The 14,995-nt window shown below is 44.6% G+C and carries 16 protein-coding genes; 4 read left to right on the top strand and 12 right to left on the bottom strand.

Annotated features, from left to right (window positions below; all coding sequences use genetic code 11):
* Positions 1 to 14: 14 nt before the first annotated feature.
* The 3 genes from GYO_RS28005 to GYO_RS27995 all read right to left on the bottom strand — a co-directional run bounded on the left by GYO_RS28005 (position 15) and on the right by GYO_RS27995 (position 2,820).
* Positions 15 to 986: an ABC transporter substrate-binding protein gene (locus GYO_RS28005; protein ID WP_014113270.1), complete on the bottom strand. Its 972-nt coding sequence runs from the start codon at positions 984 to 986 to the stop codon at positions 15 to 17.
* A 321-nt stretch (positions 987 to 1,307) separates the two neighbouring features.
* Entirely contained in the window at positions 1,308 to 2,300 is a 993-nt protein-coding gene (locus GYO_RS28000; RefSeq protein ID WP_014113268.1) for an NADPH:quinone oxidoreductase family protein, read from the bottom strand.
* A gap of 70 nt (positions 2,301 to 2,370) precedes the next feature.
* Entirely contained in the window at positions 2,371 to 2,820 is a 450-nt protein-coding gene (locus GYO_RS27995) for a GNAT family N-acetyltransferase (RefSeq protein ID WP_014113267.1), read from the bottom strand.
* 441 nt (positions 2,821 to 3,261) lie between these two features.
* On the opposite strand from GYO_RS27995, the gene aprE reads away from it, so the two are divergent.
* Complete coding sequence (gene aprE, locus GYO_RS27990; RefSeq protein ID WP_014113265.1) at positions 3,262 to 4,407, top strand: subtilisin AprE; 1,146 nt, start codon at positions 3,262 to 3,264, stop codon at positions 4,405 to 4,407.
* 36 nt (positions 4,408 to 4,443) lie between these two features.
* Here the strand turns inward: aprE and GYO_RS27985 are convergent, their stop codons facing one another.
* Positions 4,444 to 5,724 carry a M48 family metallopeptidase gene (locus GYO_RS27985; RefSeq protein ID WP_014113264.1) on the bottom strand — a complete coding sequence of 427 codons (1,281 nt, stop codon included), beginning with the start codon at positions 5,722 to 5,724 and terminating at the stop codon, positions 4,444 to 4,446.
* Positions 5,725 to 5,873: 149 nt separating this feature from the next.
* Between GYO_RS27985 and GYO_RS27980 the strand changes: the two genes are divergently transcribed.
* Positions 5,874 to 6,269, top strand: coding sequence for a YhfM domain-containing protein (locus GYO_RS27980; protein WP_014113263.1), 396 nt, complete (start codon positions 5,874 to 5,876; stop codon positions 6,267 to 6,269).
* A gap of 39 nt (positions 6,270 to 6,308) precedes the next feature.
* Here GYO_RS27980 and lcfB read toward each other — a convergent pair whose 3' ends face one another.
* The 4 genes from lcfB to GYO_RS27960 all read right to left on the bottom strand — a co-directional run bounded on the left by lcfB (position 6,309) and on the right by GYO_RS27960 (position 10,419).
* Positions 6,309 to 7,850, bottom strand: a complete 1,542-nt coding sequence (gene lcfB / locus GYO_RS27975) for a long-chain-fatty-acid--CoA ligase LcfB (RefSeq protein WP_041520912.1) — start codon at positions 7,848 to 7,850, stop codon at positions 6,309 to 6,311.
* Between the two features lie 117 nt (positions 7,851 to 7,967).
* Positions 7,968 to 8,612: an SDR family oxidoreductase gene (locus GYO_RS27970; protein ID WP_014113261.1), complete on the bottom strand. Its 645-nt coding sequence runs from the start codon at positions 8,610 to 8,612 to the stop codon at positions 7,968 to 7,970.
* A 64-nt stretch (positions 8,613 to 8,676) separates the two neighbouring features.
* Positions 8,677 to 9,672, bottom strand: coding sequence for a lipoate--protein ligase (lplA, locus tag GYO_RS27965; protein WP_014113260.1), 996 nt, complete (start codon positions 9,670 to 9,672; stop codon positions 8,677 to 8,679).
* Positions 9,673 to 9,684: 12 nt separating this feature from the next.
* Entirely contained in the window at positions 9,685 to 10,419 is a 735-nt protein-coding gene (locus GYO_RS27960; RefSeq protein ID WP_014113259.1) for an MBL fold metallo-hydrolase, read from the bottom strand.
* Between the two features lie 157 nt (positions 10,420 to 10,576).
* Here GYO_RS27960 and yhfH point away from each other — a divergent pair, with 157 nt between their 5' ends.
* Complete coding sequence (yhfH, locus tag GYO_RS27955) at positions 10,577 to 10,711, top strand: protein YhfH (RefSeq protein WP_003224325.1); 135 nt, start codon at positions 10,577 to 10,579, stop codon at positions 10,709 to 10,711.
* Between the two features lie 269 nt (positions 10,712 to 10,980).
* A complete protein-coding gene (gene gltT / locus GYO_RS27950; protein WP_014113257.1) occupies positions 10,981 to 12,270 on the top strand; it encodes a glutamate/proton symporter GltT in 1,290 nt (429 codons plus the stop codon).
* Positions 12,271 to 12,306: 36 nt separating this feature from the next.
* Here the strand turns inward: gltT and GYO_RS27945 are convergent, their stop codons facing one another.
* The 4 genes from GYO_RS27945 to GYO_RS27930 form a co-directional block, all read right to left on the bottom strand.
* Positions 12,307 to 12,714 carry an ASCH domain-containing protein gene (locus GYO_RS27945; RefSeq protein WP_014113256.1) on the bottom strand — a complete coding sequence of 136 codons (408 nt, stop codon included), beginning with the start codon at positions 12,712 to 12,714 and terminating at the stop codon, positions 12,307 to 12,309.
* A 14-nt stretch (positions 12,715 to 12,728) separates the two neighbouring features.
* Positions 12,729 to 13,769 carry a M42 family metallopeptidase gene (locus tag GYO_RS27940; RefSeq protein ID WP_014113255.1) on the bottom strand — a complete coding sequence of 347 codons (1,041 nt, stop codon included), beginning with the start codon at positions 13,767 to 13,769 and terminating at the stop codon, positions 12,729 to 12,731.
* 134 nt (positions 13,770 to 13,903) lie between these two features.
* Complete coding sequence (locus tag GYO_RS44275; RefSeq protein WP_041520910.1) at positions 13,904 to 14,119, bottom strand: hypothetical protein; 216 nt, start codon at positions 14,117 to 14,119, stop codon at positions 13,904 to 13,906.
* Between the two features lie 97 nt (positions 14,120 to 14,216).
* Positions 14,217 to 14,993, bottom strand: coding sequence for a YhfC family intramembrane metalloprotease (locus GYO_RS27930; RefSeq protein WP_014113251.1), 777 nt, complete (start codon positions 14,991 to 14,993; stop codon positions 14,217 to 14,219).
* Positions 14,994 to 14,995: the final 2 nt, after the last annotated feature.

The raw sequence follows: 14,995 nt of genomic DNA, 5'->3' as shown, positions 1-14,995 counted from the left end.
GCCTGTCTTTTCTTTTATTTCTTATCAGCCGGCATCTCTTTCTGAAGCTCATCCAAAATAGCATTCGCTCCGTCCACACTGCGGCGCAGAGACCACACCGCACGGTCCACGTGGTACACATGTCCGTTTTTCACTGCCTTCAGCTTCTTCCAAAGTACATTCTTTTCGATCGGGCGTTTGCCGTCCGCATCGATGTCATCTGTTTTTCCTGTCATCAGGATGATCACATCCGGATCTGTTTTCAGCAGCTGCTCAAGTGTCATTTTCATGTTCACTGAGTCGCCGCCATTGCTTGATTCGCTGTTTTCTGACGTGCTGATCGCATATCGATAACCGACCTGTGTTAAAAGTCTTGATGTAAAGAAATTTTCATCTCTTGCCATAATCGTATCATTTGTATTTCCGATCAAAAGGACGGACTGGCTGTTAGCGCTGATTTTCTGCTTTGTCTCGCTAAGCTTTTCTTCATGCGCTGTCAGTTTTTTCTCCATTTCCTTCTCCTTGCCGACTGCTTTTGCAATCGTAAGTGAAGCGTCAATTGTATCCTGATAATCAGCATTTAAATTATCAAGCCCAATGGTCGGCGCGATTTTTTTCAGCTGATCGTATACTTTCTTATGCCGGGTCGTGTCAGCAATAATTAAATCGGGTTTTAATGAAGCGATTTTTTCCATGCTTGGCTGTGAGCGAGTGCCGACAGATGTGTAGCCGTCAATTTTCTTCAGCACATCCTTGTTGATCAGCTGCTTCGCTTTATTGTCATCGGCAACCCCGACAGGCGTAATGCCGAGATCGAGCAGTGTGTCGATAAAACCAAGCTCAAGAACAACAACCCGCTTCTGATGCTTAGGCACATTTGTCTTCCCTAAATCATGTGTTACCGCCACTTTATGTTCTTTGCTGTTTTGATTGCCGCTTGAAGACGAGCAGGCAGCCGTTAGAACAGAAAGAAGTAAAACTGTAAGAATAATCAGTGTTTTTTTCATACGTTCCAGTCTCTCCTGTATGTAGTTTCTAAGATTAAGATGTCCAAAAGATAGTATAACACGGAATGAGAATCATTATCACTAATTATTTTTAAAATAAGAAGAGAAAGTTCAGCTTACAGGTACATCTTGTTTCTCTCTGTAACGAAGTAGGACTATAAAGGGAAGAAAGGGTATGGATCAAAATCAAATTAGGTTTCTGGAGGAACGGTTAAAAACGGACATCCTTTCAAGTGACAGGACACAGCGGTACAGCAGCTTAACATTATGTACACAAAAAAGCTTGCAGAAAAACATAGCTTTCTCTGCAAGCTGATCCTGTTAAAGCTTCACAATGACCCTACCTTGAATGCGATTTTGCAAAATATCTTTTAACGCAGCCGGCGCTTCTGCCAATGGCACTGCCCTGTCCACGATGGTCAGCAGCTGATCAGGCTTGAGATCAGAAGACATGCGCTCCCAAACAGCGGCTCTGACATCCATCGGACAGTACACTGAATCGATTCCGAGCAGGCTGACCCCGCGAAGAATAAATGGATAAACCGTTGCAGGAACTTCTCCCCCGCCCGTTAAGCCGCTCACCGCGACAGCTCCGCCATATTGGATTTTGCTTAAAAGCGAGGCAAGCTGTTTTCCGCCGACAGGATCAACCGCTCCCTGCCATTGCTGCTTGGACAGCGCCTTAAGCGATCCGTCATAGACATCTTCCCTGCTGATCACTTCGCTTGCACCGAGCTGCTTCAAATAATCGGCCGCATCCCGGTTTCCTGTGCTTGCCACCACATCATAGCCCCGCTTGTTCAGCATCGATACCGCAATTCCGCCGACACCGCCGGTTGCTCCTGTGACTAGCACGCTCCCTTTTTCCGGAGACAGACCGTTCTGTTCAAGCCGATGCACCGATAACGCCGCAGTAAATCCCGCCGTTCCGTACACCATCGCTTCTTTTAGTGTAAGATTCGATGGCAGAGGCACCAGCCAGTCACCAGGCACTGAAGCATATTCACTTAATCCGCCATCGCGGGAGACACCGAGCTCATAGCTTGTCGCAATCACCTCATCCCCCTCGGCAAAGCGCGGATCATTGGAAGAGACAACCGTACCCGCAGCGTCAATGCCCAAAATAAGCGGATACTCTCTGACGATATTGCCGCCTGCTTTTCCGGCCAGGCCATCTTTATAATTGATGCCGGAATAAGCAATTTTAATCAGAACACCGTCTTTCGGCAAATCCTCTGTTGACATGGTTTTCACATGAACTGAAACATCATCGGCATGTTTTTCTGCCAGCAATGCTTGAAATAACGTTGACATTCGGCACACTCCTTTTCGTTTATATCGTAACCGAAGAACGTTCAAAAAACCAAATCATCAAGCTTCAATTTTACTTCGCTGGCACATTGAGACGATAATGGACAAATGCAGTTTCTTCTTCATAGCCGTTTTGCTCATATAAGCTTCTTGCCGTCCGGTTGTGGTGTTCCGTCTGGAGCAATAAAGATTTTGCCCCGTTTTCCGCAGCAAAATCTTTTGCGGCAGATAGCAATTGCCCGCCGGCTCCCTTTGTCCGCGCATGAGGAGCGACGAATAAGTCATTTAATATGTAAATTCTTTTCATAGCCACAGAAGAAAACGTTGGATAGAGCTGGGTAAAACCTATGAATTCTCCATTTTCTTCTGCTGTCAAAATAATGGACTCGTCATTTTCCAGACGCGCTCTCAAAAAAGCCTCTGCCCCTTTCAGATCGGACGCCTGCTTATAAAATTCCCGATACTGGTTAAACAGCGGCGCGATGGCTGCGGCATCTGATGTCTTTGCTTGGCGAATGTTCATCTCATTTCTTCCTCTCTCTTTAGAATCGTTCTATTTTAACTTTAATAGAATTTTCTGTAAAGTTTATTTTTTAGAATACTTTTATCAGCATGCATAGAAAAAATATCACAATAATATCCATTGATCTCACGGAAACACATGCAGGTCATTTGAAGGATTTTTTTCGACAGGAATTTGCCGGGACTCAGGAGCATTTAACCTGAAAAAGAATGACATTTCAGCATAATGAACATTTACTCATGTCTATTTTCGTTCTTTTCTGTATAAAATTAGTTATTTCGAGTCTCTACAGAAATAGCGAGAGATGATATACCTAAATAGAGATAAAATCATCGCGAAAAAATGGGTCTACTAAAATATTATTCCATCTATTACAATAAATTTACAGAATAGTCTTTTAAGTAAGTCTACTCTGAATTCTTTTAAAGGAGAGGGTAAAGAGTGAGAAACAAAAAATTGTGGATCAGCTTGTTGTTTGCGTTAACGTTAATCTTTACGATGGCGTTCAGCAACATGTCTGCGCAGGCTGCCGGAAAAAGCAGTACAGAAAAGAAGTACATTGTCGGATTTAAACAGACAATGAGTGCAATGAGTTCCGCTAAGAAAAAAGATGTTATTTCTGAGAAAGGCGGAAAAATTCAAAAGCAGTTTAAGTATGTTAACGCAGCCACAGCAACATTGAATGAAAAAGCTGTAAAAGAATTAAAACAAGATCCGAGCGTTGCATATGTGGAAGAAGATCATATTGCACATGAATATGCGCAATCTGTTCCTTACGGCATTTCTCAAATTAAAGCGCCGGCTCTTCACTCTCAAGGCTACACAGGCTCTAACGTAAAAGTAGCTGTTATCGACAGCGGAATTGACTCTTCTCATCCTGACTTAAATGTCAGAGGCGGAGCAAGCTTCGTACCTTCTGAAACAAACCCATACCAGGACGGCAGTTCTCACGGCACGCATGTAGCCGGTACGATTGCCGCTCTTAATAACTCAATCGGTGTTCTGGGCGTAGCACCAAACGCATCGTTATATGCAGTAAAAGTTCTTGATTCAACAGGAAGCGGCCAATACAGCTGGATTATTAACGGCATTGAGTGGGCCATTTCCAACAATATGGACGTTATCAACATGAGCCTTGGCGGACCTTCTGGTTCTACAGCGCTGAAAACAGTAGTTGATAAAGCCGTTTCCAACGGTATCGTCGTTGCTGCTGCGGCCGGAAACGAAGGTTCGTCCGGAAGCACAAGCACAGTCGGCTACCCTGCAAAATATCCTTCTACCATTGCGGTAGGTGCGGTAAACAGCAGCAACCAAAGGGCTTCATTCTCAAGCGCAGGTCCCGAGCTTGATGTGATGGCTCCTGGCGTATCCATTCAAAGCACACTTCCTGGAGGCACTTACGGCGCTTACAACGGAACGTCTATGGCGACTCCGCACGTTGCTGGAGCAGCAGCGTTAATTCTTTCTAAGCACCCGACTTGGACAAACGCGCAAGTCCGTGATCGTTTAGAAAGCACTGCAACATACCTTGGTAGCTCTTTCTACTATGGAAAAGGGTTAATCAACGTACAAGCAGCTGCACAATAATAAAAAAAGAAGCAGGTTCTCCATACCTGCTTCTTTTTATTTGTCAGCATCCTGATGTTCCGATGCATTCTCTTCTTTTTCCGCGTGTTGAATCCGCTCCATGATCGAAGGGTGGCTGCCTCTGAAAATCTTTACAAGCACGGGAGGATCAACCTGGCTCAGTCCCGTCACAGCCAAATCCTGAAACGTCTTGACAGCGGCTTCTCTATTCTCCGTCAGCTCGATCCCATACTGGTCAGCCTGATTCTCCTGATAACGCGAAACCGCATTAGAAAAAGGCGTGACCGCAAAGCTCAAAACGGACACCAAAAGCAACAACAGCGGCAGTGCTGCAAGGTCATGCCGTCCATCCAAATGAAACATGCTGCGGGTAAAGCGGACCGTCCGCTTGTAAAGCTTACCAATGACATAAAATCCGGCGAGCGACACGAGCAAATAGCCGGCCAGTCCGATATAGACGTGCTTCATGACATAATGGCCCATTTCGTGGCCCATAATAAAGAGAATTTCTGAATCGTCAAGCTTGTTCAGCGTCGTATCCCACAATACAATCCGTTTGTTCGCCCCGATTCCTGTGACATAGGCATTAAGCGCATTTGTTTTTTCAGACATGTTTACTTCATATACATGATCAGCCGGAATATCGGCTTCTTCTGCCAGCTCTAAAATTTTGCTTTCAAGCTCTTTGTTTTTCAGCGGATAAAAATCATTGTATAAAGGATCGATAATGACCGGCTGAATAAAAAACAGAAACAGCGAAAACGGCACAGTTAACAGCCAAGCGTATAACCACCATTTTTTTTCATGCCTTTTGATCAGCCAATAAAACACGAGAACGCAAAGCGTAAAGATCGGAAAGCTGATCCAAAAGTCTATGACCTGATCCTTAGCCCAGCTGGCCGCTGTCTGTGTGGAAATGTTGTATTCAAGCGATACTTGATAGCCTATCCAACCTAAAGGCAGCGTCACTAACGTTGTGATCAGCGAAAGCACAAACACAAAACCAATAATCTGCAAAAACCGAAAGGGCACGGCTGCTTCCATCCATTTCTTGATCTTCTTTGAAACGCCGCTGACCAGCAATACAAAGAACAAAAACCAATCAAGAGGAAGCCCGATAAAAAATAAAAAATTCTTTACATTCGAATACTGCTCAGCTACTGCCAATTCAGACGGCTTCATGAAAGAAGCCGGGTCAGCCTGCGTCCCTTTCACAGCCTCCGGTACTGCGGAATCACCGGACAGGAAAAAATACCAATAAAAAAACAGCACATACAGCACGTAAGCAAGCCCTGCTGCCGCAATCCACTTGCGCATAACGCCTCACTCCTCACATCAACCCGTTACTTCTATTGTAATCATAAATTCAAATTCTTAGAACCAAGCTGTGTATCCGTACTTTTCCGTCCTTTTAGGCATGGAAAGCCCGATCGCTGGGAAAACTAACAATGTTTGGAGTGATGCAAATGAAAAAAATAGCGGCAGCCATCGTGGTTATCGGTCTTGTGTTTCTTGCATTTTTCTATCTTTACAGCCGGTCAGGCGATGTGTATCAATCGGTAGACGCGGATTTGATCACGCTGTCTTCAAGCGGCCAGGAAGAAATCGAGATTGAAAAAAGGCAGCACGTCAAAGATATGCTGGACATCATGAATCAGGGAAAACAGCTGAAGACAGAAAAAACATCAGCCCCTGATTACGAAGGGACAATCAAGTTTCATAAAGACCGGTACGACTCATTCAGACTATGGATTGACGGCAGCCAGCAAGCCGTTTATTTGAAGGACGGGACATACTACAAATTAAGTAAAAGCGATACAAAGGCGCTGCTAAACATTATTAAAAAAGAAGCAAAGGATTGAAAATGAAAAAGCGAAGCTTGCCGCTTCGCTTTTTTCGTATTATTGAGGCAAAATATCTCTCAGCGCCCGTCTGAGCATTTTCCCCGTCGCATTTTTCGGAATGTCGTCAAGGAACGTAATGGCGGCAGGCCGTTTGTATTTGGCGAGATGTTTTTCACAGTGCTGCATGATATCCGCTTCTGTTACGCCAGAGCGTTTGGGTACAATATATCCCTTTACCGCTTCCCCGCTTTGGGCGTCCGGCACACCGATGACAACCGCCTCCTTGACATCCGGGTGGCTGTACAGCACTTCCTCCACCTCGCGCGGATACACGTTGTATCCTCCAACAATGATCATGTCTTTTTTCCGGTCAACAATGTAAAAATAGCCGTCCTCATCTCTTCTTGCCAAATCGCCCGTATAAAGCCACCCGTCTTTTAACGCATGTTTTGTTTCCATTGGCATTTTATAATAGCCCTTCATTACATTGGGGCCTTTCACGATCAATTCGCCGACCTGGTGATCGGGCAACTCGCGTCCGAGCGGATCTACGACCTTGTTCTCGACATGCAATATACTTGTACCGATGGAGCCCGGCTTTCTGCCCCTGTCAAACGGGTTAAAACACGTAACGGGTGATGCTTCCGAAAGCCCGTAGCCTTCCAAAATGGTCACGCCGAATTTTTCTTCAAACGCGGTCAGCAGCGCGACTGGCATCGCCGCACCTCCTGAAATGCACAGCCGAATGGAAGAAAAGTCATCTTTCTTTCCGTTTTCATGCTGAAACAAGTAATTATACATCGTAGGCACACCGGCAAAAATAGTCGCCTGCCGCTGCTTAACAAGCTGAAAAACAGATGCCGGACTGAACTGAGGCTCAATTAAGACAGTTGCGCCGCTCATCAGCGGGGCATTCATACAGACGGTTAAACAAAACACGTGGAACATAGGAAGAGCGCAGACCACATTGTCCTTCTCATCCATTCCCAAATAGCCGGCGACATCGTTGGCATTGCTGTACAAATTTTGATGGGTCAACATTGCGCCTTTTGGTTTTCCGGTCGTTCCTGACGTATACAAAATGACCGCGGTATCATCAGGGACAATCTCCGGGCTTTGTTTAGCGGCGGATGTTGGACGCAATATTTTTGCAAACGTTGTCATTTTCATCCTGACCTCTGGGTCTGAAGCTTCTGGCTCGGCATCTCCCGTCTGGCATAAAATGACGAGCTCAACCTTTGGCAGCGATTCATGCATGCTCTCATAAAGCGGCAAAAGCTGATCAACGCCCACGATCGCCTTTACATCGCCATTTGTCAGCATATAACCGATTTCTGTTGGCGTGTACAACGGGTTGATGGGCACCACCACAATCCCAGCCTTTAACGCACCAAAAAACGCGATGATAAAATCAGGCGAATTGCCAAGCAGCAAAGCTAGATGGTCCCCTTTCTCCATACCGGCTTCCTGAAGGCCGTCCGCAAATCGCTGAATGTGTTCATTCAGCTCCTGATACGTCAGCATGTGATCCTTAAACCTGCATGCGATGCTGTCGGGCTTCTCAGATGCTGTTTCTTCCAATTTGGAAACAAGATTCATTCTCCCACCCCTTAAAGTGAATGAATAGTCATTCATTATTGAAGCCAAGCTTTCTCCTCCATTATAGAGAAACAGAAAAAAACACTCAAGAGCAAAAAGCCCTGAGTGTCAGTACTGTTATAGTTTCTTTAATGCTTCAGCAATCGGTGTATCTCCTTCTGTCAGATCAAAGGCCCGATTTTCCGTATTGGTTTCATCTAAAGAAGCAATGACCGTTTTCGCCACGTCATCACGGGAAATGAATCCCCGTTCCAGATCGGCGGCGACTGAAACAGTTCCTTTTCCAGACTCATTGCGAAGGCCTCCCGGACGGATAATCGTATAAGTTAAACCGCTTGCTTCCAGAATTTTATCAGCATAATGCTTGGCCACATAATAAGGTTTAAGTGATTCATTCCAATTTTCACGGTTGTGGGCTTGCAGGGCGCTAACCATGACAAACCGCTTGATGCCCGCGATATCCGCAGCTTCCATCGCTTTTGCCGCTCCGTCTAGATCCACCAGCAACGTTTTATCATAGCCTGTGCTCCCGCCTGAACCCGCTGTGAAAATGATCGCGTCGCAGCCTTTCGCCGCTGCGGCGATTTCTTCCGGGCTGCCTTCCAGATTCGCAAGCACAGCTTCTGCACCGGCAGCTTCGAGAGGCGCTTTCTGTTCTTCTTTTCTGACCATCGCTCTGACAGAATGATCAGGATTGTCTCGGAATAAAGAAACGAGTCTTTGTCCGATTTGTCCGTTCGCTCCGATTAAAAACACTTTCATGTGAATCCCTCCTGCCTCCATTATTTCAAAAACACAACCGCTCTTTCAAACAATGTGTTTTGCCTTAATAAATCAGATCAAGGAAATCCTCTTTCGTAATGTTCCCAAAGTAATGCTTAAGATTCACACCTTCCAGCGCATCAGCGATGACACTGCGTTCATATTGTTTTCCAACCAGCAGGTTTTCAATTTCAGATACATCACCGACACCGAAGAAATCTCCGAAGATTTTGCAGTCCTCAATTTTGCCTTTCTTGACTTCCAGACGCAAATCTATCGATCCGATCGGATAACGTTTCGAATGATTGAGGTTAAATTTCGGTGAACGGCCATAGTTCCAATCCCAATTCTGGTAGCGCTCTTTCGAAATTTGATGAATGACCTCCCAATCTTTTTCCGTCAGCTTATACTCCGGTACGGTTTGAATGTCATTTGTGTTGAAAATATGGCGAAGCAAATGGCTGCGGAATTCTTCCGTAGTCATTTTATCATCGAGAAACTCACTGATGTTTGCCACTCGGCTTCTGATCGATTTGATGCCTTTTGATTCAATTTTATCCTTTTTTACCTTTAACGCTGACACAACATGATCAATGGCTGAATCAAACATGAGAGTGCCGTGGCTGAAAATGCGTCCTTTTGTTGCAAACTGGGCGTTTCCGGATATTTTCCGGCCATCCACTACAATGTCGTTCCGGCCGCTCAATTCTGCTTCTACCCCGAGCTGGCGTAAAGCCTGGATCACCGGCTCAGTGAATTTTTTGAAGTTATGAAAGCTGTCCCCGTCATCCTTTGTAATAAAGCTGAAGTTCAAGTTCCCCAGATCATGATACACAGCTCCTCCGCCTGATAAACGTCGGACGACGATAATCCCGTTTTCTTCTACATATTTTGTATTGATTTCTTCTATTGTATTTTGGTTTTTCCCAATGATAATAGACGGCTGATTTACATAAAAGAGCAAATACGGCTGTTTAGGGTCTAAATGCTTTACACAGTACTCCTCGATAGCAAGATTGATCCGCGGATCATTGATATTTTGATTGTCGATAAATAACATGGTGCTCCTCCTTTATCCTTCCCACACAAAACCTGATTTCGCAATATTCACTTCGCCGCTAAAAACGGTTTTCGCTTCTTTGCGAAGATTGTCATGCACGCCGAAATGCGGCAAATGCGTCAGCAGCAGCTCTCCCGCTCCCGCTTCTTTTGCAATTCGCCCGGCTTCCAGGCTGTTCATATGACCTGCGCTTGTCCCGTCTTGATCGGCATAAAAATTGCATTCTGAGATCAATAAATCGGCATTTTCCGAAAATGGAATAAATGATTCCTGATAGCTGGAATCAGCAGTATATACGACAGTATGGCTGCCGTCAGTAATCCGCATGGCATAGCACGTCACCGGGTGAATCGTTTTTAAAAAGGTGATCGTAAACGGACCGGCAGTCAGCGGCTGATCCGGCTGAAAGGCAATCCCTTTCGTATGTGTTTTATATGTAAGCTTTTGAAACTGTTCTATATCAGCATCATGTCCGTAAATCGGAAGCGTATGCTCTCCTTTGCCGAGAAACGAACCGACTTGTTTGGCAAATTGCAACGGCCCGATGTCAGCGATATGGTCATGGTGATAATGAGACAGAATCACCGCACCCAGCTTTTCCGCCGGCACATATCCGAACAGCTTAGATAATACGGCACTGCCGCAATCGACAAGCAAAGAGTAATCACCTGACTGAAATAAATAGCCCGACGTCGCTTCATTTGCGGCCGGAAAACCGCCATAGCATCCGATAACTGTAACTTTCATAATGTCCTCCTATCTTTTCAAGAAAATTGATCCTCCTTCAATATACCCATTTTTCTTAAAAAAAGCATGTTTTAAACATTGTATCAAAACAGTTATTGATTTTTATAATCTGTTATATTACAATGAAGTCACTACAAAGGGGAAAGAGGGATTGGTTATGCTGGGGAAAATCACAGATTTTTTTAGAAACCTGCCTTCGAAAAAGTGCGCGGAATGCGGAAAAAAGATTGAAGAGCAGCATGAGTGTTATGGAAATATCTGCAATGACTGCATAAAAGTTAACGATTTGTAAAGAGCGAAAATCCCGCGCAGCACGCGCGGGATTTTCTTTATTTTTCAACACTTCTTTATTTTGAAATAATAATCAGGTTAGGTCAAAGCTCACCCGTTTTTAGATAATTCTGGTGATTTCAAACACATTTTAGAAAATTCTTTATTTTCTAAATATAATTTACTATAGACGAATTCATTTCTTATCTATTATAATTTGATCTAATAGTGAGATTAAATATATGTCTATTCATGATATATGTTGATACTTTGTTTTTTGGGAGGTAATCTATGAAAAGAATTAAGTTTGGATTAGCCACACAAATATTCGTTGGACTTATTCTAGGTGTCATTGTTGGCGTTATTTGGTATGGCAACCCAGCATTGCCTACTTACCTGCAGCCAATCGGGGATCTCTTTTTACGCTTAATCAAAATGATAGTGATTCCTATTGTTGTCTCCAGCTTAATCATCGGTGTAGCCGGTGCAGGAAATGGAAAGCAAGTCGGTAAATTAGGCTTCAGAACAATTCTGTACTTCGAGATCATTACGACTTTTGCTATCATTCTCGGACTAGCCCTTGCAAACATCTTCCATCCGGGTACAGGAGTTAATATACACGAAGCTCAAAAATCTGACATTAGTCAATATGTTGAAACCGAAAAAGAGCAAAGCAATAAATCAGTGGCGGAAACGTTCCTGCATATTGTGCCGACAAACTTCTTCCAGTCCTTGGTTGAAGGGGATCTTCTTGCCATCATCTGCTTTACAGTTCTATTTGCATTGGGTATTTCCGCGATCGGTGAAAGAGGCAAGCCTGTATTAGCCTTTTTCGAAGGTGTATCCCATGCCATGTTCCACGTTGTAAACCTTGTGATGAAAGTAGCGCCATTCGGCGTTTTCGCGCTTATCGGAGTGACTGTGTCTAAATTCGGGCTCAGTTCTCTTCTCTCTCTCGGAAAGCTTGTCGGATTGGTGTATGTCGCACTTGCTTTCTTCTTAATTGTCGTGTTTGGAATTGTTGCAAAAATTGCCGGCATCAACATTTTCAAATTCCTTGCTTACATGAAGGACGAAATCTTACTGGCGTTCAGTACGTCCAGCTCTGAAACAGTTCTTCCGCGCATCATGGAAAAGATGGAAAAAATCGGCTGCCCGAAAGGCATTGTTTCATTTGTGATTCCGATTGGATATACGTTTAACTTAGACGGTTCCGTTCTCTATCAATCTATTGCCGCGCTGTTTTTAGCACAGGTATACGGCATTGATTTAACGCTTTGGCACCAAATTACACTTGTGCTCGTCCTTATGGTGACATCTAAAGGGATGGCTGCCGTGCCTGGTACTTCTTTTGTCGTCTTGCTTGCGACACTTGGCACCATCGGCGTTCCGGCTGAAGGACTTGCTTTTATTGCCGGTGTAGACCGCATCATGGACATGGCACGTACAGTTGTCAATCTGACTGGTAACGCGCTTGCTGCCGTTGTGATGTCTAAATGGGAAGGCCTGTTTAATCCAGCGAAAGCTGAAACGGTCATGTCTCAAGCAAAAGCAGACCAAAACGCAACCATTTCCGGTTAATGAAAAGCCTGCGAGGTTCTTGCCCCGCAGGCTTTTTTAATCTTTAACAAGCTCAAACAGCTCTGTAATCAAAACAGTATCCTCATTCAGCTCTAGTTCACCATTTTTGATCAGTTCCGCCCATGCCATCCGATGGTCTTCCTGAAATTCCTCAATTCGATCTCCATTGCCCTCTCCTTTGACTAACCTCATATCAGGCGCTCCAAAGGTCGTTTCAAACACATCTGTCACTTTTATATTGCATCTCGGATTGTCATGTTTATCATAAACGGTAACAAGCTGCCCCGCCGTTTGATACACGTCACTCAATTCATCTTTTGAATATAATGATTTTGGGGCGCACGTGGCTGTTTTTTCTCCGGCGAGGATTTGCTGAATCAGCTGTTCCCCCAAACCGTCATCACCTTCCCAGCCGAAAGTGCTTTTCAGCTCATACATCTTCATTTCGCCTTCCCCCCTTATACCATCGGTGACTGTACATAATAGTACAGAAGCTTAGCCGTATGGCGAAGAGACGATTTATGGGTGCGTTCAAATGCATGCGAAGCGTCAATTCCCGGCCCGATGAGGCCATGCACAATATCATGCCCGGATTTGATCGCTGCTGACGCATCCGACCCGTAGTATGGGTAAATATCAAGCTTATAGTCGATATGATGCTTCTCGGCTAAATGGACTAAATGCTTTCTCAGCTGATAATGATACGGCCCGCTCGCATCCTTCACACAGATTGATACTGAATATTCATCTGTCGCCTGCCCGTCACCGATAGCTCCCATATCAACCGCCAAATATTCGACTGTTTCAGGAGGAATATTCGAATTCCCGCCGTATCCGATTTCTTCATTATTCGAAATAAGAAAATGAGTTGTATACGGCAATTCAATTTCTTCTGTTTGAATTTGATGAATTAAGCGGAGCAATAAGGCGACGCTTGCCTTATCATCCAAATGGCGCGATTTAATAAATCCGCTTGATGTGATCTCGACACGGGGATCAAACGACACAAAATCTCCGACGCCAATGCCAAGCTCCTCGGTATCTTTCCGGCAGTGAACAGGTTCATCAAGGCGGATCTCCATATTCTCTTGATTGCGTTCAGCTTTTCCCGCATCCTTGTATACATGCACTGATGTTTGATGCATTAAAATTGTGCCTGTATACGTTTTTCCCGAGACGGTTTCAATTTGGCAATACTCCCCCTCAATCGAGTTGTAGCGGAACCCGCCGATCAAATCGATTTTCAGCCGGCCGTCAGCTTTAATTTCCTTTACCATAGCGCCGAGGGTGTCAACGTGCGCCGTCAGCATGCGGTGCTGGGATGTGTCGCGTCCGGGAAGCGTTGCAATTAAGCCGCCCTTATGGTTCCGAACCGTTTCTACCTTCCATTCTTTTAAAAGGCTTTCAATATAATTGATCACCTCATATGTATTTCCTGTCGGGCTTGGGATCGATACAAGTTCTTTAATGAGCTCCATCGTTTTACGTACGGACGTCATAGGACATTCCTCCTTTTATTTTTCTATATAAAATATACTCTTTTCCCGAGGGACCCGTCCAATCTTTTCCTATCAATCTCTCATATGCTGTAGTAAGCATGGGAAGAGGAGGGATATCTATGTGCTGTCGTCATTCACATGAACGGAAACATCATTGTCGCGATTGGTTTGATGAGTTTTGGTTCTTTGACGAGTGGTTCGATAAAGATTTCCATGACCATTGCAAGAAAAAGAAAGAATGCCATGACCCTTGTGAGAAGAAGAAAGAATGCCATGACCCTTGCGAGAAGAAGAAAAGAAAGAAAAACCATTGTTTCTCTTGTAAAAAACACAGACACTCTTGCTGTCATTGCTAAGGACTGAATCAGAAATATTCTGATGACCCATGCTTAATGAATATTTCCATTCGCATTTTTCCAAGCGGGCTGTGCTGCTGCTTGGACTTTTTTATTGAAAGAGACTTTTTGCTTTTACAATCCAATAGACTGATACTGCAGCTATTAGAGCAACAATGATTTCAACAGCAGCAGCATGCTCTATTATTCTTTTTTGGTATAAAACCGCCGGTACATTAAAGAGTGCATGTAAAAGAATAGAATACAGCAAAAACAGCGGCCGGCGGCTTTTAACCGCATACAAGACAAGCAGCGACAGTCCGATTTGAACAGCAATCGCACTGATTCTTTCTATTCCCCCCAGCAGCCATTCATACGAAGGGGTATGCAGCAGTTGCTCCTGAATCGGCAGAAGCACCTGTTTGATGTCTTCATTGATCAAAAGCTGTTCAAACGTTCCGCTATTCATCGCAATTGCGTATACAATAAGCGAGATAGAGGACACGCCAGTAATCAGGATGGCTTCAAGCCCGCCATGGCCCGTTCCGAAAGCCAGGCCATCCGCCCAAGCATGATGGCGCTTCAAAAAAATTCTCATCATGATATACCTTCCGCACTCCTCAAAAATCCCAGCCATCAAGCAGCCGTAAATGCCATACCACAATGGATTTTGCATGGCTTCTTTCGTCATTTCATTCACTTGCAGTACATAAACATGAACGCCGCCCTCCAATAGCTGAGCAAAGACAAAAAACGTGAGAGCGCCAATAAAAAACACCTTTAACGAGGCGCCATACTTTCGCTTAAACCATACTATCAGTCCGATCGGCAACAAAAACGCAACAGCTCCAGAGAACGCCATAAAGACTATTGCTTCTTGACTGACCATTT

The sequence above is a fragment of the Bacillus spizizenii TU-B-10 genome, assembly GCF_000227465.1.
In the GTDB taxonomy this organism is placed as follows: Bacteria; Bacillota; Bacilli; order Bacillales; family Bacillaceae; genus Bacillus; species Bacillus spizizenii.
This window is presented reverse-complemented; position numbering and strand designations above follow the sequence as displayed.

Coding starts and splice junctions, on each gene's coding strand:
- GYO_RS27945 (WP_014113256.1), bottom strand. CDS start 12,714: ATGAAGATGTATGAGCTGAAAAGCACTTTCGGCTGGGAAGGTGATGAC.
- lcfB (WP_041520912.1), bottom strand. CDS start 7,850: ATGAATCTTGTTTCCAAATTGGAAGAAACAGCATCTGAGAAGCCCGAC.
- GYO_RS27970 (WP_014113261.1), bottom strand. CDS start 8,612: ATGAAAGTGTTTTTAATCGGAGCGAACGGACAAATCGGACAAAGACTC.
- yhfH (WP_003224325.1), top strand. CDS start 10,577: ATGCTGGGGAAAATCACAGATTTTTTTAGAAACCTGCCTTCGAAAAAG.
- GYO_RS27995 (WP_014113267.1), bottom strand. CDS start 2,820: ATGAACATTCGCCAAGCAAAGACATCAGATGCCGCAGCCATCGCGCCG.
- GYO_RS27940 (WP_014113255.1), bottom strand. CDS start 13,769: ATGACGTCCGTACGTAAAACGATGGAGCTCATTAAAGAACTTGTATCG.
- GYO_RS28005 (WP_014113270.1), bottom strand. CDS start 986: ATGAAAAAAACACTGATTATTCTTACAGTTTTACTTCTTTCTGTTCTA.
- gltT (WP_014113257.1), top strand. CDS start 10,981: ATGAAAAGAATTAAGTTTGGATTAGCCACACAAATATTCGTTGGACTT.
- GYO_RS44275 (WP_041520910.1), bottom strand. CDS start 14,119: ATGACAGCAAGAGTGTCTGTGTTTTTTACAAGAGAAACAATGGTTTTT.
- GYO_RS28000 (WP_014113268.1), bottom strand. CDS start 2,300: ATGTCAACGTTATTTCAAGCATTGCTGGCAGAAAAACATGCCGATGAT.
- GYO_RS27960 (WP_014113259.1), bottom strand. CDS start 10,419: ATGAAAGTTACAGTTATCGGATGCTATGGCGGTTTTCCGGCCGCAAAT.
- lplA (WP_014113260.1), bottom strand. CDS start 9,672: ATGTTATTTATCGACAATCAAAATATCAATGATCCGCGGATCAATCTT.
- GYO_RS27930 (WP_014113251.1), bottom strand. CDS start 14,993: ATGGTCAGTCAAGAAGCAATAGTCTTTATGGCGTTCTCTGGAGCTGTT.
- GYO_RS27985 (WP_014113264.1), bottom strand. CDS start 5,724: ATGCGCAAGTGGATTGCGGCAGCAGGGCTTGCTTACGTGCTGTATGTG.
- GYO_RS27980 (WP_014113263.1), top strand. CDS start 5,874: ATGAAAAAAATAGCGGCAGCCATCGTGGTTATCGGTCTTGTGTTTCTT.